Annotated in this window: 16 protein-coding genes, 5 pseudogenes and 1 riboswitch; of the genes and pseudogenes, 17 read left to right on the top strand and 4 right to left on the bottom strand. The window is 50.9% G+C overall.

Features of this window, described 5'->3' with window-relative positions; genetic code table 11:
* The first annotated feature begins 2 nt into the window (after positions 1-2).
* The 3 genes and pseudogenes from zwf (at position 3) to JI735_RS03725 (ending at position 4,342) form a co-directional block, all read left to right on the top strand.
* Positions 3-1,552: pseudogene (gene zwf / locus JI735_RS03735) on the top strand (glucose-6-phosphate dehydrogenase).
* A 469-nt stretch (positions 1,553-2,021) separates the two neighbouring features.
* Complete coding sequence (locus JI735_RS03730) at positions 2,022-2,315, top strand: DUF6809 family protein (RefSeq protein WP_039835149.1); 294 nt, start codon at positions 2,022-2,024, stop codon at positions 2,313-2,315.
* 440 nt (positions 2,316-2,755) lie between these two features.
* Positions 2,756-4,342 (top strand): peptide chain release factor 3, encoded by a 1,587-nt coding sequence (locus JI735_RS03725; protein WP_039835157.1) that lies wholly within the window; start codon positions 2,756-2,758, stop codon positions 4,340-4,342.
* A 112-nt stretch (positions 4,343-4,454) separates the two neighbouring features.
* Here JI735_RS03725 and JI735_RS03720 read toward each other — a convergent pair whose 3' ends face one another.
* Positions 4,455-4,691 (bottom strand): small acid-soluble spore protein SspI, encoded by a 237-nt coding sequence (locus JI735_RS03720; protein WP_039835150.1) that lies wholly within the window; start codon positions 4,689-4,691, stop codon positions 4,455-4,457.
* 157 nt (positions 4,692-4,848) lie between these two features.
* Here JI735_RS03720 and JI735_RS03715 point away from each other — a divergent pair, with 157 nt between their 5' ends.
* The 7 genes and pseudogenes from JI735_RS03715 to JI735_RS03685 all read left to right on the top strand — a co-directional run bounded on the left by JI735_RS03715 (position 4,849) and on the right by JI735_RS03685 (position 12,211).
* The gene (locus JI735_RS03715) at positions 4,849-5,538 is read left to right on the top strand and encodes a potassium channel family protein (RefSeq protein WP_325175574.1); all 690 of its coding nucleotides are present in this window, start codon (positions 4,849-4,851) and stop codon (positions 5,536-5,538) included.
* A gap of 29 nt (positions 5,539-5,567) precedes the next feature.
* Positions 5,568-6,365, top strand: a complete 798-nt coding sequence (locus tag JI735_RS03710) for a TrmH family RNA methyltransferase (RefSeq protein ID WP_202677074.1) — start codon at positions 5,568-5,570, stop codon at positions 6,363-6,365.
* Positions 6,366-6,606: 241 nt separating this feature from the next.
* Positions 6,607-7,212: a DUF1349 domain-containing protein gene (locus JI735_RS03705; RefSeq protein WP_039832915.1), complete on the top strand. Its 606-nt coding sequence runs from the start codon at positions 6,607-6,609 to the stop codon at positions 7,210-7,212.
* 31 nt (positions 7,213-7,243) lie between these two features.
* Complete coding sequence (locus JI735_RS36810; protein ID WP_039832916.1) at positions 7,244-7,840, top strand: sugar O-acetyltransferase; 597 nt, start codon at positions 7,244-7,246, stop codon at positions 7,838-7,840.
* Positions 7,841-8,279: 439 nt separating this feature from the next.
* Positions 8,280-8,412, top strand: a riboswitch (cyclic di-AMP (ydaO/yuaA leader).
* 4 nt (positions 8,413-8,416) lie between these two features.
* Positions 8,417-8,887, top strand: coding sequence for a C40 family peptidase (locus JI735_RS03695; protein WP_039790937.1), 471 nt, complete (start codon positions 8,417-8,419; stop codon positions 8,885-8,887).
* Positions 8,888-9,108: 221 nt separating this feature from the next.
* On the top strand, positions 9,109-10,146 hold the full coding sequence (locus JI735_RS03690) for an ABC transporter substrate-binding protein (protein ID WP_039832917.1): 1,038 nt from the start codon (positions 9,109-9,111) through the stop codon (positions 10,144-10,146).
* A gap of 8 nt (positions 10,147-10,154) precedes the next feature.
* Positions 10,155-12,211: pseudogene (locus tag JI735_RS03685) on the top strand (iron ABC transporter permease).
* A 212-nt stretch (positions 12,212-12,423) separates the two neighbouring features.
* Here JI735_RS03685 and JI735_RS03680 read toward each other — a convergent pair.
* From JI735_RS03680 to JI735_RS03670, 3 genes and pseudogenes are all read right to left on the bottom strand, one after another.
* On the bottom strand, positions 12,424-13,821 hold the full coding sequence (locus JI735_RS03680; RefSeq protein ID WP_342364506.1) for a sensor histidine kinase: 1,398 nt from the start codon (positions 13,819-13,821) through the stop codon (positions 12,424-12,426).
* Positions 13,815-14,509 (bottom strand): annotated as a pseudogene (locus tag JI735_RS03675) (response regulator transcription factor). Before JI735_RS03675 ends, JI735_RS03680 begins: the two are co-directional and overlap by 7 nt.
* Before the next feature lie 15 nt (positions 14,510-14,524).
* Positions 14,525-15,994, bottom strand: a complete 1,470-nt coding sequence (locus JI735_RS03670; RefSeq protein ID WP_051051471.1) for a VCBS repeat-containing protein — start codon at positions 15,992-15,994, stop codon at positions 14,525-14,527.
* Positions 15,995-16,205: 211 nt separating this feature from the next.
* Here JI735_RS03670 and JI735_RS03665 point away from each other — a divergent pair, with 211 nt between their 5' ends.
* The 7 genes and pseudogenes from JI735_RS03665 (at position 16,206) to JI735_RS35250 (ending at position 21,553) form a co-directional block, all read left to right on the top strand.
* Positions 16,206-16,409 carry a sporulation protein Cse60 gene (locus JI735_RS03665; RefSeq protein WP_020433394.1) on the top strand — a complete coding sequence of 68 codons (204 nt, stop codon included), beginning with the start codon at positions 16,206-16,208 and terminating at the stop codon, positions 16,407-16,409.
* Between the two features lie 111 nt (positions 16,410-16,520).
* Positions 16,521-16,718, top strand: coding sequence for a winged helix-turn-helix domain-containing protein (locus JI735_RS03660; RefSeq protein WP_039832919.1), 198 nt, complete (start codon positions 16,521-16,523; stop codon positions 16,716-16,718).
* A 172-nt stretch (positions 16,719-16,890) separates the two neighbouring features.
* Positions 16,891-18,719, top strand: a pseudogene (locus JI735_RS03655) (APC family permease).
* Between the two features lie 173 nt (positions 18,720-18,892).
* Positions 18,893-19,613, top strand: a pseudogene (locus JI735_RS03650) (AAA family ATPase).
* A gap of 12 nt (positions 19,614-19,625) precedes the next feature.
* Positions 19,626-20,030, top strand: coding sequence for a hypothetical protein (locus JI735_RS03645; protein WP_039832925.1), 405 nt, complete (start codon positions 19,626-19,628; stop codon positions 20,028-20,030).
* Between the two features lie 150 nt (positions 20,031-20,180).
* The gene (locus JI735_RS03640) at positions 20,181-21,359 is read left to right on the top strand and encodes a TolB family protein (RefSeq protein WP_233476229.1); all 1,179 of its coding nucleotides are present in this window, start codon (positions 20,181-20,183) and stop codon (positions 21,357-21,359) included.
* A complete protein-coding gene (locus JI735_RS35250; RefSeq protein WP_233476228.1) occupies positions 21,356-21,553 on the top strand; it encodes a hypothetical protein in 198 nt (65 codons plus the stop codon). The genes JI735_RS03640 and JI735_RS35250 overlap by 4 nt, the downstream gene beginning before the upstream one ends.
* The last annotated feature ends 5 nt before the right edge of the window (positions 21,554-21,558 follow it).

Here is a 21,558-nt window from a genome sequence, read left to right as displayed (position 1 = left end):
CCATGGCTGAAAATCAAACCCTTGATGCACTGCATACACCCGGTGCTGTATTCTTTATCTTTGGGGCCACCGGAGATCTAGCCCGCCGCAAGCTTTTCCCGGCGATTTACAGTTTGTACCGTGAAGGCAAACTGACCCATGATTTCGCGGTCATTGGCGTGGCTCGGCGTCCCCGTACCCAAGAAGAATTCCGTGAAGATGTGAAGGAGTCGATTCAGGAATTCTGCCGCTACCAAGCGGGGATGCATCCGAATGGAATGAGTTCGTACAGCATTTTGAATACAAGTCTCTGGACATCAACAATATTGAAGGCTTCCGTGAGCTGAACGCGCAGACTGAAGCACTGGAAGAGAAGTTCCGGATTCCGGGGAACCGGATGTTCTATCTCGCCCTCGCTCCCGAGCTGTTCGGCAGTGTCTCGTTCAACCTCAAGGCTGGCGGCATGCTGCAGACCCGGGGCTGGAACCGTCTTGTCATCGAGAAGCCGTTCGGCTACAATCTGGAATCTGCTGAACAGCTGAATGAGCAGATCCGCCAGGTGTTCAAGGAAGAGGAAATTTACCGGATTGACCATTACCTGGGCAAGGAAATGGTGCAGAACATTGAAGTCATCCGGTTTGCCAATGCTTTCTTCGAACCGCTCTGGAACAACAAGCATATTGCCAACATCCAGATTACCCTCGGTGAAACCGTTGGTGTGGAAGAACGCGGCGGATATTATGACCATGCCGGTGCGTTGCGCGATATGGGCCAGAACCATATGCTGCAGCTGCTGACGATGATCGCGATGGAACCGCCAAGCCGTCTTTTGGCTGAAGATATCCGTGATGAGAAGGTTAAAGTGCTTCGTTCACTGCGGCCTTACGCTTCCTCCGGGGAAGTCCATGAGAATGTGGTGCGCGGACAATATACGCAAGGCCTCTACAAAGGCAAAACCCTCCCGGCTTACCGCCAGGAAGACAAGGTTGATCCGGAGTCGAATACGGAGACCTATTTTGCGGCCCGTGTATTTGTGGACAACTTCCGCTGGGCGGGTGTACCGTTCTACATCCGCACCGGTAAACGCCTGCCTGTGAAGACAACAGAAGTGGTAGTGGAGTTCAAGGGTATGCCGACCAACGTCTATTTGGGCCAAAAGCATAAGCTCGAACCAAACCTCCTCGTCATTCGCGTGAATCCGATGGAAGGCATATACGTGAAGATCAACGCCAAGAAGCCGGGCTCGGAGTCGGAAATCCAGCCGCTCGCCATGGACTTCTGCCAGAGCTGCATGGTAGGCATCAACTCACCGGAAGCCTACGAGCGCCTGCTGCATGATGCGGCACGCGGCGATTCGACCTACTTCACCCGTTGGGATGAAGTGTCGTCGGCCTGGTCTTTTGTGGACCGTATTGCTCAGGCTTGGAGGGAAGGCACCGGCGACCTGGCCTCCTATCCGGCTGGTTCCTGGGGACCGGTTGAAGCCGACCAGCTGCTGGCCCGTGAAGGCTTCCACTGGTGGCCGGTCAACGGACAGGATGAGGACAATGTGGTGTGGCAGGCTAACAGCTAGTTCATTCTGTAAATGATATATGGTGTGAAGGGAATCCCCCTGCAGAGGCTGCAGGGGGATTTTTAAGCGGATAATGATCAACTAAATTGACTTTTCGGAGTGCAAAATATAATGTTGAATTTGCGGAGTGCAAAAAGTGAGGTGATCAAGCTGAGTCCACGAACCGGACGGCCAAAAGCAGACAACCCTAAGAATTTTAGTATTAAAGTGCGCTTTGACGAAGAGATGAACGTAGCCTTAAGCGCATATTGTGCCAAGCATAATCTCTCTCGAACTGAAGCGATAAGACAGGGAGTGAAGTTGCTTTTGTCCAAAGAAAAATAAAAAGAAGCGGCGCATCCCCGCAAAAGAACGACGCCACTTCCCCCACGCAATCACACCTGAAAGGCAGACTGCATAAATATCCTAACATGTGCCGGTACTTCTTTCAAGGAGTTGCGATTCCATATGAAAAGGATGAACAAGCTAAATGAAGTCGATTCTAGAAGAACTTTACTACGGAAATATCTCTCCAGATGAAACGGTTATCTCCACAGATCCGGAGTACCGCCTATTAAATCGAAAAATAACCGAAGCAGTCGAGAAGTGGAAAACGAAACTTACGGAGCAGGATTTTGAAGAGTTGGAAGATTTGCTTTATCTATGTGCTCAATCGGATTCCCTGCAAACTAGAGCAGCATTTCAACACGGATTCAAGCTTGGTTCAGCAATTCTGATTGAAGTTATGACTGGAAAAGAGGAGCTTGTCCGCCATAAAAGCTAAAATATTTATTATTATATAAGCTGAACAAAAGGACTACAAAAAGGCAGACGTGGTGGCGGGGAAGTTTGAACTGTAGGAGCAAATACGTCCGCCTTTGTCTGCGGATTTTCACTGGGAGCAGCGGTATAAATCAAGAAATCTGTAGGCACAGTGATCCGAAATCAAACCATCCACTGGAGTTACAGCTCCAGCCAAATCTATTCACTCTTATACAACCCAAGATAATTTACCTTCCCCCGCTTAGATGTAGATAATCTCCACCTGATTTTGTTATACTGAGAAGGATGCTTTCAACAGAAGCGGAGATGTAACTGTAAGTGTACTGTAGGCAATGGAAAATTCACCGATGAAGGGATTTGTACAAATGAGCAGAGCACCGATTTGATGGGTAACCGGCAATGGAAGAGAAGCAGGAATTTATATATGAAGGGATATGTGCAATGAACAAGGCACTGGATCAGAAGCTGCAACAGGAAGTGGACAAACGCAGAACGTTTGCGATCATTTCCCACCCGGATGCGGGGAAAACAACATTGACGGAGAAGCTGCTGCTGTTCGGCGGCGCGATCCGCTTGGCAGGGTCGGTTAAGGCCCGCAAAGCGAGCAAGCATGCGACAAGTGACTGGATGGAAATTGAGAAGCAGCGCGGAATCTCGGTAACGTCCTCCGTGATGCAATTTGACTACATGGATCACCGGGTGAATATTCTGGATACTCCGGGTCACCAGGATTTCAGTGAGGACACCTACCGTACCTTAACGGCTGCGGACAGTGCGGTCATGCTGATCGACGTCGCAAAGGGTGTGGAAGCCCAGACCATCAAGCTGTTCCAGGTCTGCGCGAAGCGGGGCATTCCGATCTTTACCTTCATCAACAAGCTGGACCGCGAAGGCCAAAGTCCGTTCGAGCTGATGGAAGAGCTGGAGAATGTGCTGGGCATCCGGTCCGTACCGATGAACTGGCCGATCGGGGGCGGACGCGAGCTGTGTGGCGTATATGACCGGATGAAAAATCAGGTAGAGCTGTTCCAAGGCGACGACCACTCTGTAATTAAGGTTCAAAAGGTAGAAAGCTATAATGACCCGATCATCCGCGAGATGGCCGGAGAATACCTGCATGACCAGCTGTGCCAGGATCTGGAGCTGCTTGACGTGGCAGGAGATGCTTTTGACTATGACAAAGTGCTGCGCGGTGAGCTGACACCGGTGTTCTTCGGCAGTGCGATTAATAATTTTGGCGTGCAGACCTTCCTGGACAATTTCCTGGAGCTGGCACCGAAGCCGGAGCCGCGCCGCAGCAACGCTGGTGACGTTGAACCGACGAACGAGAAATTTACCGGCTATGTGTTCAAAATCCAAGCGAATATGAACCCGGCCCACCGCGACCGGATCGCCTTCCTGCGGATTGTGTCGGGGAAGTTCGAGCGCGGGATGAGTGTCAAGCATGTGCGTGCGGGCAAGGATATTAAGCTGTCCCAGCCGCAGCAGTTCCTGGCCCAGGACCGGGATATTGTTGAGGAGGCTTTTCCGGGGGATATTATCGGGCTGTTCGATCCCGGTATTTTCCGCATTGGGGATACGCTGAGCCAGGCCGGGGATATTGAGTTCGACGAGCTGCCGACGTTCTCGCCGGAGATTTTTTCCAAAGTCAGCATCAAAAACGCGCTGAAATCAAAGCAGTTCCAGAAGGGGATCGACCAGCTAACCGAGGAGGGCATGATTCAGGTGTTCCGCACGGTCAACTTCGACGATATCCTGCTGGGCGTAGTCGGACAGCTGCAGTTCGAGGTCTTCGAATACCGCATGAAGGGCGAGTATGGCGTGGATGTGCAGCTCCAGCGGATGAGCTACCAGTTCGCACGCTGGATTGTGGATGAGAACAAGCCGGACCCGAGCAAGTTCCGCATCAACTCCACACTCGTTACGGACAAGAAAGGCAACTATGTGGTGCTCTTCGAGAACGAATACGCGATGCGTACCGCGATGGAGAAGAACCCGACCGCGAAGTTCCTGGAAACTGCTCCTTAAGTGAACGGATGTTCCGCTGCGAATAACGAATAAGCTTTTGCAAAAAAACCTCCGCCCTACGGTGCCGCACCGTAGATAGCGGAGGTTTTCTAGCTCCATGCGTCCCGCTTCCTTAGGAGGTAATGGACCCTGGGGTGATTTTTTCTAAATGCCTATGCAGCATCGAGACCAGCGCATCCTGCTTGGCGTGATCCAGATCCTTCCACATCATTTCGAATACAGCACCAAGTCCAGGGAGCGCCGCTTCCGGCCCGTCCACCGAGCCTTCAATCATCTCCCGCAGTTCGGCTTCGGATTGTCCGTGCACCTTATGGATAATCGCCTGGCGCAAATCAATGGTAACCGGCATGAGTAATACCTCCTTCACTATAGTGGTTATTCATCCGGAGAGGCTGCTGGCCGCTCAGATTAAATTCTAAAGATCAGCTTCTATTGCCTCGTTATAATGTGCCCTGAAAGTGCAGGGGAAATTCAAGTTTGGGTGGGCTTATGCTATACTGTGTGAGATGCAAATTGCTACGGGAGGTACAGATATGGCTGCAAAAAAACAATACGCCGTTATCGGAATGGGGCGTTTCGGCTCAAGTGTCGCCAAGGCACTCAGCGGTATGGGGTTCGATGTGCTGGCGATCGATGCTGACGAGCAGCGCACGCAGGAAATCTCGGGCATTGTAACCCATGCCGTATCCGCAGACTCCACCGATGAAGAGGCGCTGCGCGCACTGGGTATCCGCAACTTTGATGTGGTTGTGGTGGCGATTGGGGAAGATATTCAAGCCAGCATTCTAACGACACTGATTCTGAAGGACCTGGGCGTACCGGCGATTCTGGTCAAGGCCAAAAGCGAGCTGCACGGCAAGGTGCTCAGCAAAATTGGCGCAGACAAAGTGATCTATCCTGAACGGGATATGGGCATGCGGGTGGCGCATCATCTGGCTTCGCCCAATATTCTTGATTATATCGAGCTGTCGCCGGATTACAGCATTCTGGATATGAAGGTCTCCGGAACGATGCTGGGCAAAAATCTGCAGGAGCTGAATATCCGTGCCAAATATGGCTGCAATGTCATGGCGATCCGCCGGGGCGAGGAAATGAATATCTCTCCAAGAGCCGAGGACCGGCTGGCCGAAGGGGATGTACTGGTTATCGTTGGCCGGAAGGACAATTTGACCAAGCTGGAAATGGCGTATCAATAGGCAGGGCAGGAACAGAAAGGTAGGACTTTATGGAAATTAGGTCACCCCAAAATACACGGGTAAAAGAATGGGCCGGACTGCAGGAGAAAAAGCACCGCGACAAAGCAGGCAAGTATATCATCGAAGGGATCCACCTTGTGCAGGAGGCTTTGCTGGCCGAAGCCGATGTGGAATGCCTGGCCTATGATCTGGATAAAGGCATGCCTGCGGAGCTGAAGCCGCTGCTTCAGTCCGTGCAGGGCATGGAGGTGATCGGCGTTTCGGCGGCGGTCATTGCCAAATGCAGCAGCACGGGTACGCCGCAGCCGGTATTTGCCATTGTGCGCAAGGGGCAGCAGGGACTGGAAACTATCCTCGTAAAGCGGGATAGCTGGGTTATGGTGCTGGACGGGGTCCAGGACCCCGGCAACGTGGGGACGATCATCCGCAGCGCGGATGCCGCAGGCGCAGACGGCGTAATCCTCGGCAAAGGCTGCGCCGATCTGTACAACCCCAAGACCCTCCGTTCCACGATGGGCTCTATGTTCCATCTCCCGGTAGTTGAGGGGGAACTAAGCGACATTCTGCCGCAGGCCCGGGAACGCGGTGCCCTTGTGGTTAGCACTTCGCTGACGGGGGTGGAATCCTGCTACACCCATGATTTTCACGGCAGCCAGTGGCTGCTGATCGGCAGTGAAGGCCAGGGCATCTCTCCGCAGGCGGCGGCCCTCGTCGACAAGAGCATTATCATCCCGATGGCCGGCCGGGCCGAATCGCTCAACGCCGCTATGGCGGCTACCATCCTGCTGTTTGAGGGGATGCGGCAGCGGGGCATTCAGCGGAAATGAACCCATTTTGTGAGTTGTAACTCATCTTGTCACCGTTTGGAACATAGTTTTAGCACAACATAGTCAGTCCTGATGATCAAGAACCCCTTGATGTATCAGGGCTTTTTTAAAATTAACGCCTTGAAAAACACCAGTATGAGAATATTCTGCAATAATTTGATAACTTTTTACCTTCACTAAATGATCTTTGATGATATCATCATAGTGTGTACATATTTAGGAAAAACAGGAGGGAAATCCAATGGGCCAGACCGATTTTGAAAACTTTAATTGGCTTAATCCAAGCAGCATCCGGTTTGAGAATGAAGCAATGATATTGTATGCGCCTGAGCATAGCGATTTTTTCTGCAACAATGGAGCTGTATCAGAAGAAGGGGCCACCCCGAGCACTCTCGCAAACGCTCCGTTTTTTTTCACGGAGGTTTCTGGTGATTTTGTTATGCGCGTAAAGGTACAGCATGATTTTAAAGATATTTATGATTCTGCTTCAGTCATGGTAATGAAAGACATCAATGTTTGGGCAAAACTGTGTTTCGAACTTACCGATTTCAATACCCATGCCATTGTGAGCGTAGTAACAAATTCATTATCAGACGATGCGAATGGAAATAATATCGACAGTAATTCCGTTTGGCTTCAGATTACACGGGTAGGCCAGTCCTTTGCTTTTCATTATTCATTAACAGGTACTCAGTTTTATATGGCAAGATTCTTTAATTTACCTGTCGAAGAGGCCGTTAAGGTAGGGTTTCTCCCGCAAGCTCCGACTGGAAAAGGTGGCGATAGAATCTACTCTAATTTTTCACTGGAGAATAAAACCGTAAAGAACATAAGAGATGGTGAATAAGTTTGCTAATTTATTTTGATCAGGAGGCCATATGAATATTTCAGAAATCAAACAAATGATAAATTCCGGGAAAATGTATGATGATGTCGGAAAAGATATTTCTGCACTTCGAACACAGGCAATATCTACTTGCAGGAAGTACAATTACAAAGTAAATACAAATGATGAATACGATATGTCCATTCTAAAAGGCTTGTTTGCAGAAGTCGGGGAAAATGTATATATTGAATCCGATTTCCGGTGTGAGTTCGGTTTTAATATTTCGATTGGGAATGAGGTATATATTAACCATGACATGATCATTCTTGATTGCAACGAAGTGAAAATTGGCAACAATGTGTTCATAGGTCCTAGAGCGGGACTATATGCAGCAAATCATGCGGAAGATCCTTTTGAAAGAGCGGATAAAGGGGTCTATTCTGCCCCCATAATCTTACAGGACAATGTATGGCTTGGCGGTGATGTTAAGATTACACAAGGCGTGACCATTGGCGAGAATAGTATTATTGGAGCAGGGAGTGTAGTTACAAAAGACATTCCGCCAAATACTATTGCTGCAGGAGTTCCTTGCAAAGTTATTAGACCTATCAAATATTCTGACAATCCCTGGAGAAGACCAAGCGAATAAGTCTAACATCTCACTAGGAAAATAAAGTTGAAATTGTGCCATGCCGGTGATTTTAACGTGTCCTCTTCAAAAATGAAGCACCGCAATCCGGGCTAACGGGTTGCGGTGCTTCGTTTCGTTCGGCCTTTTTCCACCATCCGGACCGGCCAGGCAAGAGCGGGGCGAGTCGCTGGAGCGGATATTGCGGCTTGGCGGCAAGGAAGCGGAGAGTAACATTTATGTAACCTTTATACTATTAATATAATATAGACTTACAGAGGGAGAGATAAAATTAGTATAAATCATGTTCATTTAACGGGTTACTTGCTCCCTGTTGGCGGAGGTTATACTATAAACTGGGTATATTTTTGTATTATTTTACAATGAAAACGATAAAACAGGAAATAGGATTGACAGAGTGATACTAGATAAAATACTATAGAAATAGTTACAAAAAATTAATGAATTGTTGCCGAATTTCATTTTGAAAACGGGGGAACCACTTTTGGGTGAATTATTCTTGAAAGCAAAGGAATATAGGGAACCTTTAACCGAACCCTCAGCTAACTCCGTAGGCATTGAAGGGAGCAAAGGGTTCTGAAAAAGTTCATTATGTCGTTGATAGGGTCTGCGCTATTATTCACAGCTATTCCAGCGAATACATACGCAAGTGAAATCAGTCTTGAGAATGAAGTGAATGGGGTATTGGGAACTCCTTATGTATGGGGAGGAACGACGGCAGCCGGTTTTGATTGTTCAGGCTTCATTTTATATATTATGGAGAAGTTCAATGCAGGTGATCTGCCGCGTACAACAGGATCTCAAGCCAAGGCTGGCACTGAGGTGTCCAAGGATGACTTGCGGCTGGGGGATTTGGTCTTTTTTAATACTTTCGGTAACGGGGTTTCCCATGCAGGCATTTATATCGGGGATGGCCAGTTTGCACATTCCTCAAGCAGCAAAGGCGTAAGAATAAGCAAGCTCTCGGATTCCTATTACCGTGACCGTTATGTTACAGCCCGCCGTGTAGTAAGCGATACCAGCTATCGTCAGATGGCCGGTGAATAAAGTCCTCTGGGACAGAAAACTTTAAACAGTGTCTATTATTATTGCCCCGCCTTGTATTCAGAAGATTGAATATAAGGCGGGGCTATTTAATTTTAATTTTAACTTTGACTTTCAGCGGAATCCCATATAATATAACTAATGAATGATAATCATTATCACTGAAATGATAACGATTATCACGATACGTAATTAAATGTTATACATATAGGGGGATATCCGGAGTGAACAAAAGGTTATTGAGCTTAATGATGCTTATTATCGTCGTATTGGTTGCAGCAGGCTGTGGATCTAACAACGCAAATCATTCAGCAGCGGACGGAGGCGCAACTAACAATGCAGCCGCTCCAAATGCAGCCGCTACGAACGAGGGCAGTGCAACCGCAGCTGGCCCTATTGTATTAAAAGACGCTAAAGGCGAGGTAAAGCTGGACAAGCCCGCGAAAAAGGTCGTAGTTCTGGAGTGGACTTTTACAGAAGATGTTATTGCGCTTGGTGTGCAGCCGGTAGGTAATGCAGACAACGAAAACTATAAGCTGTATGTAACGTCTGAAGCACCACTTGATGCAGGCGTGACGGATGTGGGAACCCGCTCCGAGCCGAATCTGGAGACGATAGCTTCCTTGAAGCCGGATCTGATTATTGCCAACACTGACAACCATGAAGCGATTTATGATCAATTGAAGGCGATTGCGCCAACACTGATTTTGGGCCTGTATCCGCCTGAGGGGCAAGGCGACCAGTATGCGGAGATGGAAAATATCTTCAAAACCATTGCTGCTGCTGTCGGCAAAACAGCTGAGGGGGACAAGGTTCTTGCTGATCTGGATGCACATTATGCGGATGCGAAGACGAAGCTGGCTGCAGCAGGCAAGGAAGGCCTGAATTATGTGCTGACACAGGCATACAGCTATCAGAATGCAGCGACCATGCGTCTTTTTACGGATAACTCGCTGGCCGTACAAACGCTGGACCGGATTGGCCTGAAGAACGACTGGAAGCCGGAGAAATTCGAGATGTACGGATTCACCACCTCCACCGTTGAAGCCTTGCCTGCAGTTAAGGACACGAATCTGCTCTATATCGTCCAAAAGGATGATGATATTTTCTCAAATGAACTGAAGGACAATTCCGTCTGGAATGGCCTTACTTTTGTAAAAGAAAAACGTACCTTCGGATTGGCCAGCACAACGTGGGTATTTGGCGGTCCGGTTTCCTCCAAAGTCCTCGTTGATGAAGTTGTAAATACCTTAACGAAATGAGCACCTATATGAACATCAACACGGGCAAAGAAACCTCACCCGGGATGACCTGGCGGCTGATAGGAATATTTGGGGGCGGCCTGGCCGCCCTTTTCGTTGTATCCCTGCTAAGCCTCTGCTTCGGGGAGGCCAACATTCCGGCTGCTGCGGTATGGAACGGACTATTACACCGTCAGGATGTGATGGAGCATAATCTGCTCTGGGATATCCGGATGCCGCGGACAGTGATTGGCATTTTGGCCGGAGCTGCACTTGCTGCGGCCGGCGCTGTATTGCAGACGATAACGAAAAACCCGCTCGCTTCCTCAGATACACTGGGGATCAATGCCGGAGCTTACTTTATGGTTGTTCTGGGGATGGTCGCTTTTCCGGCTATGCAGCAGCAGTATCCTTTGCTGCTGGCAGCTGCCGGGGGATTGCTGGCGGCACTAGCCGCCTATGTCCTGGGCGGAGGACGGAAGGCTACGCCTGTCCGCCTGGCTTTATCCGGCATGATCGTATCGATGGTGCTTGGAGCGTTCACTTCGGCCCTGCATATTTTTTTCCAGACTGAAACACAAAATCTGTTTTTGTGGGGTTCAGGCTCTTTGATTCAACTGGACTGGAGCGGTGTTCAATACGCCTGGCCTTTTGTTGTTGTCCTGCTGGGAATTTCTCTGCTCGGAGGCAGGCAGTTTGATGCACTGGAGCTGGATGAGTCCACCGCCCGCTCTCTTGGACAGCGTGTAGGCTTAACCCGGGCGGTGGGCCTCGGCATATCGGTGCTAATGGCTGCGATTGTGGTCAGTGTGGTTGGCCCCATTGGCTTCGTAGGTCTGGTGGCCCCCATCTGGTCCGGCTTAGCGGGATCCGCAAGCATCGTCTGCTCCTTCCCGCGAGTGCGCTGTGGGGAGCATTGCTTATCACTGCAGCAGATACACTTGCCCGTATGGTGCGGAGCAATCTGGGGGAAATGCCTGTCGGGGCAGTGATGGCGATTATTGGAGCGCCTTGGCTGATCTGGCTTGTGCTCACCAGGATGAAGAATATATCCGGTTCAGGTGGAGGGCAGTCCTCGATGAATATAGGGGGGGCTGCACTGCGTATGCGTTTTGCTCCGACAGCGATATTCATGACTGTTCTCCTGATTGGGGTCATTCTTGTGAGCATGTCGCTTGGGGGAACAAGAATCCCGGTATCCGATCTGTTGGAGAGTCTGGTCGGCAGGGGAGATCAAGCGTATTCGGTTCTGCTGAATTTACGGCTTCCGCGCACGCTTGTGGCCGCTTGCGGCGGTATTGCGCTGGCCGTCAGCGGTGTGTTGATTCAAAGCGCCGTGCGAAATCCGCTCGCGGATGCCTCTATTATCGGCGTGACCTCAGGTGCCGGGTTTGGAGCGCTGACCCTGCTGGTCGTGTGGCCGGGATTGCCGGTGTTTGCCCTTCCGGCTGCCGCCATCGCGGGTGGAGTTGTCGCGGCGGCCTTTGTATTTACGCTGGCCTGGCGCAGGGCTTTGAATCCGTCTGTACTGATCCTGCTTGGAATCGCAGTTTCAGCAATCGGCTCGGCAGGCATCCAGGCCATGATCGTCAAAGCCAGTCTTTGGAGCAGCACGGCATTTATTTGGCTGACAGGTTCAACGTATGGGCGGAGCTGGGAGCAATTTTACAGCCTGTTTGCATTTTTGCTGTTGCTTCTCCCTGTGTCGTACTATTTGGGCAGAAGATTTGATTTGCTGGCGTTTGGCGACGAAAGCTCAACAGGTTTTGGCCTGCCGGTCCGCGGAACGAGGTTATGGGCGATGATTATCGGTGTTTTGCTTGCGGCCGGAGCTGTTGCAAGTGTCGGGACGATTGGTTTTCTCGGGCTCATGGCACCGCATGCGGTGCGGATGATGATCGGGCACCACACAAGACGCTCCATTATCTTGTCGGGACTGCTTGGCGGCTTGCTGCTTGTTATTGCCGACACGGTCGGAAGAACGGTCATAGCGCCGACAGAAATTCCGTCAGGCCTGATCATTATGCTGCTGGGCGCGCCCTATTTCCTGTTTCTGATGTACCGCGCGCTTGTGCGCGGGGCGTAAATGCAAGGGGTTTGAATTTAATTCAGGCGCTATCCTTAAGTCTAGTTAGGAAGACTTTGGGGTAGCGCCTTTTTTGTGGATAAGATGTGTATAAAAATGGGGATAAGTCGTTGACCTTGAAATCCGTAGTCTTCATGTGGGATTATCATAGTGGATTTTTTGTATAGTTCTGACCGTTCGAGAGCGAAAAGAGCTGCCCGCACACCGGATATCTACTGCATCCGGTAACGCGGCAGCTCTACAATGACTGAAGTGCCTTTGGTGAATTCGCTCTCGATCCGCAGTCTCCCGCCATGCATCTCGATAATTTCTTTGCAGATGGCAAGGCCAAGGCCGCTGCCGGATTGGCGGGACTTGCCTTTGAAAAATTTGGTGCCCAGCTTCTCCAGATCGCTTTCTTCAATGCCTTCACCGTTATCCGCAACGGTAATGCTTATTTGGGTATCGCCTGGCACTGCCGAGAGCCTGATCTCCCCCTGGGCCGGGGTGAACTTGAAGGCATTGTCCAGCAGATTGACAAAAACCTGCTTCAAGCGGTTGAAATCCCCGTCTACAGGCAGCGGCTCATCCGGGATATCGGCATACAGGCGGATCTGCTTGGTGGACCCCCGGTATCTGAACTGCAGCAGCAAATCTTCAAGCAGTCCCCGCAGATCATAAGGTTCCAGCTCAAGCGTCAGCTCACCGGCCTGGAATTTGGAGAAATCCAGCAGGTCCTCCACTAGTCCAATCAGGCGGTCCGTTTCGCCTGTCATGACCTCAAGCCCCATCAATGTCTCTTCTGTATCCGACAAATCACCCACAAGCAGCGTTTCGCCCCAGCCTTTGATGGAGGTCAGCGGAGTGCGCAGCTCATGCGTGACAGAGGAGATGAAGTCGTATTTGATTTTTTCACTTTTGACCATTTCCTCTGCCATGTAATTGAGCGTGACGGCCAGAGTGCCGACTTCATCGTCGTGCCGCTTCTTTGCCCTGACGGCAAAATTCCCGGTAGCCATTTCTTTGGCGACACCGGTAAGCTGCTGGATCGGCTCTACAATCCGTTTGGCGATAATAACACTCAGCAGGAACCCGAAGGCAATGACCAGCAGTCCCACCCAGGCGGCGTTAATGAGGATTTTTACAATCACGCTGTATAAAGGTTCGGCCGAGACCGAATAGCGCAGTACGCCAATACTTGTCCCGGATTCTTTTAAGGCAATGGATACAGCCAGAATCCGTTCCTCTTTACCGGGTGTAAGGCTCTGGTAAGTCCCTTTGCCGCTGGCCAGAGCCGCTTTGACATCGGGAGTATCAATCCGCTCGGAGCTTGCGAAGCCGAAGGAGTTGATAATTACTTTTCCCTCCGGACTCAGCACTTCCACCTTGCTGCTCTCGTCAGGGGAGAGGTTCTCCAGTATATATCTGGCCCGTTCATTGATGGAGTAGCCCTCCAGATATTTATTAAAAAAGGTAGCAGAGGTCGTGGCCCGCGATGTCAGTGTCTCCATGGCGCTGCCCAGATAGTAGTAATGGACAGCTGCAATAAACACCCCCTCCAGCAGCAGGACAATCAGGAGCAGAACAAGGGTAATATAGACAATGAGCCGGGCTCTGATTCCCTTCAGCACGAGTGCACCCTCCATAAATAGCCGAATCCCCACACCGTTTCGAGGTATTGGGGTCCGGAAGATTCCTGTCCGATTTTTTGCCGGATCCGGCTGACATTGACGTCTACAATCTTAAGCTCACCCATAAAATACTGACCCCAGACGGAGGTCAGTATGTCATCACGGCTAACCGCTTTGCCAGGCTGCTCCATGAGCAGCTTCACAATAGAGTACTCCGTGGGGGTGAGGGGGACATCGATGGTGTTCTTCAGTAATTTGCGTTCATCCAGCAGGAGCGTGAACGGGGCCAACCGGATGCTGTTCTGCGGCGGGGAGCCTCCTCCGGGTACATCCGGCGGTACAGTGCTCTAACCCTCGCTGTGAGTTCCACCGGACTGAACGGCTTCACGACGTAGTCATCTGCTCCGGCTTCCAGTCCCATGACTTTGTCGACCTCCTGACTTTTGGCAGTCAGCATGATGATGCCAAGCCGGGGGTACTGTCTGCGCAGTTCACCGCACACCTGGAAGCCGCTGATCCCGGGAAGCATCAGGTCTATAATTGCAATATCGAAATCCCTGTCCTTTCCGGCAATAGCCAGGGCGCTTTCTCCGGTGGCGGCTTCGACAACGTCAAAGCCTGCACGCTTCAGATTTATGGACAGCAGATCGCGTATGGGCTTTTCATCTTCCAGTATCAGCACCTTCATGATTCCAACTCCTTGTTATGGCCGGGGCTTCTGTGGTGTGCCGGCCAGCTGCCGGACTTCCTCCAGTGTCAGCTTCAGCTGCTCATACTCCTGGACTGCGGGTCCCGTGAGCTTGCTGCCGGCATTTGCGGAGGGCAGCACCGCAACGAGCACCGTCGGCGCCGTTTCATCACTTGTATTCTGTAATTCGTAGAGCAGCTTGTAGGAAGCCTTGGCGGCAATCAGCTGCGCCTCAGCCGCCTGCCAATCCTTCTTCGTCAGCAGGCGCAGTTCCAGCAGCTGGGCCTTTTCACCAGAATTTGCATCCTTGTAGCTGAAGCTTATATGCTCCCATGGAGCAGGGGATTCTCCCGTAATATCCAATAGGTATTTGCCGGTCCAGGACGCCGGGATATGGAAATTGAACCCCCACCGGTCGAACTGCTCCTGCACCAGCTTCAGTCCTGTCTGTCCGTCCCATTGATAATATTTAGTGATAAAAGGGGTAGCCAGCGGAGAGAAGCTCTCTGAACCGGCAGGAGGAACAAGAAAGCCGATCTCAATGATCCCATCTCCGTTCACGTCCTCGCTGTACAGCGGATAGTCCTTAATGGCCAAGCTGTGTTCGCCCAGCGGGCCGTCCGGTTCAGAAGCCAGGGGCTTCAGCACAAGATTCTTGCTGTCTGCCAGCGCCGGATGCTGATAATCGTCTGATGCAAGTATATCAGTAAAAGAACCATTAGCCCAAGTCAGCAGTGAGGTATAGGAGGAATGAGCGCCAATGGCTGCGTCGATAATCAATGCGCTTTTTGCCGGGGCCACCTTGGCATACATCGCTTGCATAACCATGCCGCTAATGTTCTGGTCGGATAAGCTCTGCTGCTTGCCGCCTTGAAGCCTCAGCAACTGGAGGTGGGATTGAGGAAGGTTATCCCCGTCGACTGTTGAATGGATCAAGGCGAGGTCTGTTTTTCCTTCGTTCGTCATATCCCCGACCGCCAGATAATCATAAGGCTGCTTCAGAATCTCCGATAATTGGCCGCCGCTGAGGCTGTATACTGACAGCTCCCTGCCCAGGCCTTCACCGCCGCTGAATCCCAGCAGCACATCCGCTGCTCCATCCCCGGTGACATCAGCATACTTTACGTAGTCCAGCTCACTGCCGACTCCAGTAATGTTGATCAGCTTTTTCCATTCGCCGCCGGTTTTGGACAGTACAAGCGCGTTAATTTCATAGCCGGTTTTGTCTGTTTTGTAGAAGGCCAGAATTTCCTCCTGCCCATCCTTATCGAGATCCTGCAATTGGATGGCGCTGCTGGACTCCGATTGTACAGGCACCGTCAGGTGGGCGCCCGCAGGCAGATAAGGCTGAACAATGCTTGTTATCGTTCCATCCGCGCTTCCCTGAGACGGGGCCTTAAGCAAATCGCTGGGGGTTTTCATCGTACTGCAGCCTGCCACGAGTACAGTTAATCCAAGAAGAGCGCTTAGCGCTGATTTATTCATAAAGTGTAATCTCCTTTATTAGGTCTGTGGCTAGTATATCCCAGGTCCGTCTGCAAAGTAGTATCAAAACAGTAAAGGATTCACGGCCAATCCCACAAAATAGAATTTGATGTCATATGAAGGATTGTGTTCCTTATAATGAAAAAATAATAAAGTAAAAGGAGGAAAATAATTCCTGACGTCGAATTTTGATATTCAGGAGGTGATTGAAATGGCATATTATGCGGTTGAAACATTTGAAGCTCACGACATCACGGAGCTTAGTGATATGATAGATGAATTCATATCGGCAATGAAACAAGGGCAGCTTATAGATATCAAATATCAGGCTGTTCCTACCACTGTATCAACAAACTCAGTACACAAAGCCCCCTCGGATACCAAGTACACGGCAATGGTTATCTTTACAAAATAAGAGGTATCCTGTGGGCAAGCCGCCAGAGTTATGAGTAATAACCGAGGCGGCTTTTTCTAATTTCACGTACTGCTTAAAGAGAGCATGAAGCTGTAATATAAAGATCAGACCATGGAATTAAGCAAAAATGAGTTCCGGCTGATACATATCTTTATGCAAAACGCCGGGGAGATTCTGTCCCGCGAAGAATTGCTGGAAGCGTTATGGGATGATCAGATCTTTGTCGATGATAACACGCTTACCGTAAACATCACACGTGTTAAAAAGAAACTAACCCTGAACGGGCTTCATAACGCGATATTTCGCTGAGTTAGGCAAACAAGGAATTTTAAATGGTTAGGCGTCCTAAACGCCGTTTTTTGGAGGAATATGAACAGAAACGAAGATCAGCCGTAATTGCCTGGGAAGTGTATAATAAGGAACTGAGATTATTATTTAATTCGAAGGGTAATATAACTTTAAAAAGTGACGGGTGAGGCTGATGATGTCTTCGGTAAAAAGATTTTTAATTGGGCGGCCGCTGAAATCAGATCAGCTTGGCGACCAGAAACTGAACAAAACCAAGGCACTGGCAATTCTTTCTTCAGATGCTTTATCCTCGGTTGCTTATGGTCCTGAGCAAATCCTGCTGGTGCTGGTTACTCTCAGCGCTGCGGCGTTCTGGTATTCCATTCCCATTGCTGCCGGGGTACTGGTTCTGCTGCTGGCCTTGATTTTATCCTACCGGCAAATTATATTTGCCTATCCCCACGGCGGCGGAGCATATGTGGTATCGAAAGAAAACCTTGGGAAATACCCGGGACTTGTGGCTGGCGGCTCACTGCTGGTGGACTATATATTAACGGTAGCCGTTAGTGTCTCGGCCGGGACGGACGCGATTACATCGGCCTTTCCCAGCCTGCATCCGTATAATGTGCTTATTGCCATTTTCTTCGTTCTGATTATTACAACCCTGAACCTGCGCGGGGTAACGGAATCGGCGTCATTCCTCGCTTATCCGGTCTATTTGTTTGTACTCGCTTTATTTGTCCTGATTGGTCTGGGTGTGTTCCGGATTCTTAGCGGCAGCGTTCCCGCCGATTTGCATACGCCGATCGGCACGCCGGTCGCGGGCATAAGCCTGTTCCTGCTGCTGAGGGCATTTTCCTCGGGCAGCTCGGCGCTGACAGGGGTGGAGGCTATATCCAATGCGATTCCCAACTTCAAGGCACCTGCGCCCAATAATGCGGCCAAAACCCTGGCGGCTATGGGTACACTGCTGGCCGTATTATTCACCGGCATTGTATTTATGGCGTATTACTATGGGGTTACTCCCCGGGAAGATGCCACTGTGGTTTCCATTATTGCCGAGCAGGTGTTTGGCCGGAATTTCATGTACTACTTTGTACAGGGAACGACTGCGCTGATTCTGGTCCTGGCGGCCAATACCGGCTATTCCGCATTTCCGCTGCTGGCGGTGAATCTGGCTAAGGATAAGTTCATTCCGCGCATGTTCACGGTCCGGGGGACAGGCTGGGCTATTCCAATGGGATTCTTATCTTGGGGCTGCTGTCGATCCTCCTGATCATTGCTTTTGAAGGCCGGACGGAGCACCTGATTCCGCTGTATGCGGTCGGCGTATTCATTCCGTTCACCCTGTCCCAGAGCGGGATGATGATCAAATGGATCAGACAGAAGCCTCAGGGCTGGGTCACCAAGTTCATTATCAACACCGCGGGCGCGCTGATCAGCTTCATTGTTACAATCATGTTCTTCTTGACCAAATTTCCGCAGGTGTGGCCGGTACTGGTCTTTTTACCGCTCATTATCCTGTTGTTCTACCGGATTCACAAGCATTATGAGGCTGTAGCGGACCAGCTGCGCATCTCCACCTGTGAGGAGCCGCCGCTGGCGATTGAGGGGAATATCATCATTCTGCCGGTTGCAGGGATTACCCATGTGGTGGAAAATTCACTCCGTTATGCCAAATCGCTCGGCGCCGAGCAGATTATTGCCGTGCATGTCCCGTTCGAGCGGGAGGATGATGCGATATTTGAAGAAAAGTGGAAAAACTTTCACCCTGAAGTCCGGCTGGTGACGCTGTATTCGCCTTACCGCAGCATCATTCAACCGCTGACCAAGTTCATCGATACCGTCCAGCGCAAGGCGGGTGAATCCAATTACCAGGTAACGGTGGTCGTGCCGCAGTTCATTCCGAAGAAGGGCTGGCACAATATTCTGCATAACCAATCCAGTCTGCTGCTCCGCGCACATCTGCTGTACCGGCGGAATGTGATTATTACTACGGTGCCTTATCACCTGAAGAAATAGCTTTTTCCGCATAACTGTGAAAAGAGGGTATCCTACAGCCGTGAATGAAACGGCCGCCGGGACGCTCTCTTTTTATCCGAATTTCAGGATCTGTCCGGAGTACATCTAAAATTGATAAGGCGGGGCGAACTCGGTATGATATAGGAGATGTTTGATTGAAGGGAGTGGAACACATGATCTCCGATCTGTATGTAAGACAAGCAAGAATCAATCAAAGCAGTATCCCGGAACCCCGCCGTTACCCGTTCAGCCTCCCCGTTATCCGCAATATTCATCAGATTGATTTCGAGGGCAAGGTTACTTTTTTCGTGGGGGAAAACGGAACCGGCAAGTCCACCTTACTGGAGGCGATTGCCGCAAATTTCGGCTTCAATCCGGAAGGCGGTTCGAGAAACTTCAACTTTTCTACACAGGCGTCCCACTCGGAACTCTATGAATATATGACGTTGGTTAAGGGAGCAAGGCGTCCGAAGGACGGATTTTTCCTGAGAGCGGAAAGCTTCTATAATGTAGCAACCGAAGTGGATCAGCTGGCTGCAGCCCAGAGCTATGGGGGAAATCGCTGCATGCGCAGTCTCACGGCGAGAGCTTTATGTCGCTGCTGCTGCACCGCTTTTGGGGAAACGGGCTGTATATTCTGGATGAACCCGAGGCGGCCTTGTCCCCCTCCAGGCAGTTTGCCCTGATTGCAAGAATGGATCAGCTGGTCAAACAAAATTCCCAGTTCATTATCGCCACTCATTCACCGATTCTGCTTGCCTATCCGGGAGCCGGCATTTATGTGCTGGGGAAGAGGGCTTGACCAAAACACCTTATGAATCTACCGAGCATTATTTGCTGACGAAAGCTTTTTTGAACAATCCGCAGGGAATGCTGAGAGAACTAATGGATTAGGTGGTTGTGAGAATGAATAAACGAACCGCGATTCTGCTGGCCGCCGCCTGTACGGTGCTGATCGGTGTTTGGGCGAGCTGGCCTGTGCTAAAGACACTGCCGGACCTGTTCAATGTTATGCGCAGCTTCACAGTAACGGTACATAATCAGTCCGACTATGATATTGTTTCGGTAGAAACAGGGATTCGAAGCGGGGACACCAGGGATACGTTCACCCAAGGGATCCCAAGCGGGAAAACTGTTAAAATCACCCCTGATTTGAGCTTTGTTGGCGAAGGGGCCATCTATCTGAAATATACCGACTCGCGGAAGGAGACGAAGGAAGTTATTGTCTGCGGGTATACCGAGTCGGTATCCGGGAGCTCGGAATTGACGATTCGCAATGACGATACTGCGCTGAAGCAAGATTGCTTTTAACGCAAAATATGCCGGTGGTCTAGCCGTCAGACGGGGCACATCTTCAGGAAGCCTCTATTGTACATGAACATTTGGATCATGGAAGTCCGGGACTGTCGCCTAACCGCCCTCCGCTGAATACATCTGATATATAAGATGATTCAGGAGAGGATGTTGGCCGTGCAAGCTGTTCCTTATGATCACAATCGAGGGGGGATTGCCTACACTTCGGACCGCGGCGGAGCGTTCGATATTTGGCTGTACCGGCCGCAGGACGGTCTTAATTTTCAACTTACAAAGGGGCTTGGTGCGGAATTTTCCATTCCCTATTGGTCGCCGGACAGCAGGAGAATCGCCTTCATCGGCATTGGCAATGTGGTCTATGTGCTGGATACTGCCACACTCGCCGTGGCCAGGATCGACCAAATCGAACCTTACACGCTGCTGGACTGGTCCCCGGACAGCCGGTCTCTCGTGTATGTCAACAACGGGCAAATCGTCGTCTATGATACGTCCTCACATCGCAGCTATACCATCCCGGAGCCGGGAGCCAGCGATGTCCAGTGGTTCCCTTCGGGCAAGGAACTTCTGTTCACGGCTCCGGATTCCACCGGTCTCACTCAGCTCTTCCGCATCCGGGCCGATGGCACAGACCGGAGGCAAATCACGCACAATACGGATGGACCGCTCCATGACGTGCGGATCTCCCCGGACGGAACGTTTGCGCTGTATACGTCCCCCGGCGCAAGCATCTCCATCATTTCGACGGTGGATTTGGCCACCGGCACCATCTATACGCTGGAAGGCGGACCGCTCGCCAAAAACTATTTTCCGGCATGGTCCCCTGACTCCCGGAGCATCGCCTACAGCGCAACTGCCTATAAGGAGCCGGATTATTATTCTCTCATCCAAACCGACAGCCGTACCGGCCGGAATCCAAGGACGTTGGCGGTCTCCGGCTGTTTCGCCACTCCTGTCAGCTGGTCGCCGGACGGTGACCAAATCGCGTATTTATCGGGATGCGCAGGTGCAGAAAGCGCAAGCCAGCTCTGGATTGCCGATATCAGGAAGCCGGTTCCGGTGAACGTCCTCAGCGGCGGCCGGATTACCGCCCTGCAATGGTCACCTCGCGTCAGAAGGATTCCGGAGAACATCTACACAAGCTTCGTGTACCGGGTATCCTTTCCGTATCCTGCAAACTGGCGCAGGGTCAGTGAAGAACGGTACGAAGGGGCCGGCGGTTTTTTTCAGGTATCCGCGATTTCAGCGGGCGACCGGATTGCCGGTGTATGCAGCTCCGAAGCTTTTCATCCATTGATGCCTTATGGCTCTTCTCCCGGATTGTCATGATGACGATACAAAATCGGGAGGCGTGCTTCATTTTTCCGTCGGCCGACCAGCCAGCGGAGATGAATAAGCAGGCTGCCCTTATCGTGAGATACCCCCGCCCTGTCCGAATTGGGGAAACGTTCTACAATTATTTTATCCTGTGGGCCGACGTCAACCACATCCGTCAAATGGGCGGGCGGCTGTCGTTCATTTAGCTAAA

Source organism: Paenibacillus sonchi, from assembly GCF_016772475.1.
Lineage (GTDB): Bacteria > Bacillota > Bacilli > Paenibacillales > Paenibacillaceae > Paenibacillus_AQ > Paenibacillus_AQ sonchi.
Note: the sequence above shows the minus strand (reverse complement) of the source record. Positions and strands in the feature narration are given on the sequence as shown.

What these genes read in the sequence shown, in the direction of transcription:
- JI735_RS36810 (WP_039832916.1), top strand. Translation starts at nt 7,244, where the DNA reads ATGAATATTTCAGAAATCAAACAAATGATAAATTCCGGGAAAATGTAT.
- JI735_RS35250 (WP_233476228.1), top strand. Translation starts at nt 21,356, where the DNA reads ATGATGACGATACAAAATCGGGAGGCGTGCTTCATTTTTCCGTCGGCC.
- JI735_RS03660 (WP_039832919.1), top strand. Translation starts at nt 16,521, where the DNA reads ATGGAATTAAGCAAAAATGAGTTCCGGCTGATACATATCTTTATGCAA.
- JI735_RS03665 (WP_020433394.1), top strand. Translation starts at nt 16,206, where the DNA reads ATGGCATATTATGCGGTTGAAACATTTGAAGCTCACGACATCACGGAG.
- JI735_RS03645 (WP_039832925.1), top strand. Translation starts at nt 19,626, where the DNA reads ATGAATAAACGAACCGCGATTCTGCTGGCCGCCGCCTGTACGGTGCTG.
- JI735_RS03730 (WP_039835149.1), top strand. Translation starts at nt 2,022, where the DNA reads ATGAAGTCGATTCTAGAAGAACTTTACTACGGAAATATCTCTCCAGAT.
- JI735_RS03710 (WP_202677074.1), top strand. Translation starts at nt 5,568, where the DNA reads ATGGAAATTAGGTCACCCCAAAATACACGGGTAAAAGAATGGGCCGGA.
- JI735_RS03725 (WP_039835157.1), top strand. Translation starts at nt 2,756, where the DNA reads ATGAACAAGGCACTGGATCAGAAGCTGCAACAGGAAGTGGACAAACGC.
- JI735_RS03715 (WP_325175574.1), top strand. Translation starts at nt 4,849, where the DNA reads ATGCAAATTGCTACGGGAGGTACAGATATGGCTGCAAAAAAACAATAC.
- JI735_RS03705 (WP_039832915.1), top strand. Translation starts at nt 6,607, where the DNA reads ATGGGCCAGACCGATTTTGAAAACTTTAATTGGCTTAATCCAAGCAGC.
- JI735_RS03720 (WP_039835150.1), bottom strand. Translation starts at nt 4,691, where the DNA reads ATGCCGGTTACCATTGATTTGCGCCAGGCGATTATCCATAAGGTGCAC.
- JI735_RS03670 (WP_051051471.1), bottom strand. Translation starts at nt 15,994, where the DNA reads ATGAATAAATCAGCGCTAAGCGCTCTTCTTGGATTAACTGTACTCGTG.
- JI735_RS03640 (WP_233476229.1), top strand. Translation starts at nt 20,181, where the DNA reads ATGTTGGCCGTGCAAGCTGTTCCTTATGATCACAATCGAGGGGGGATT.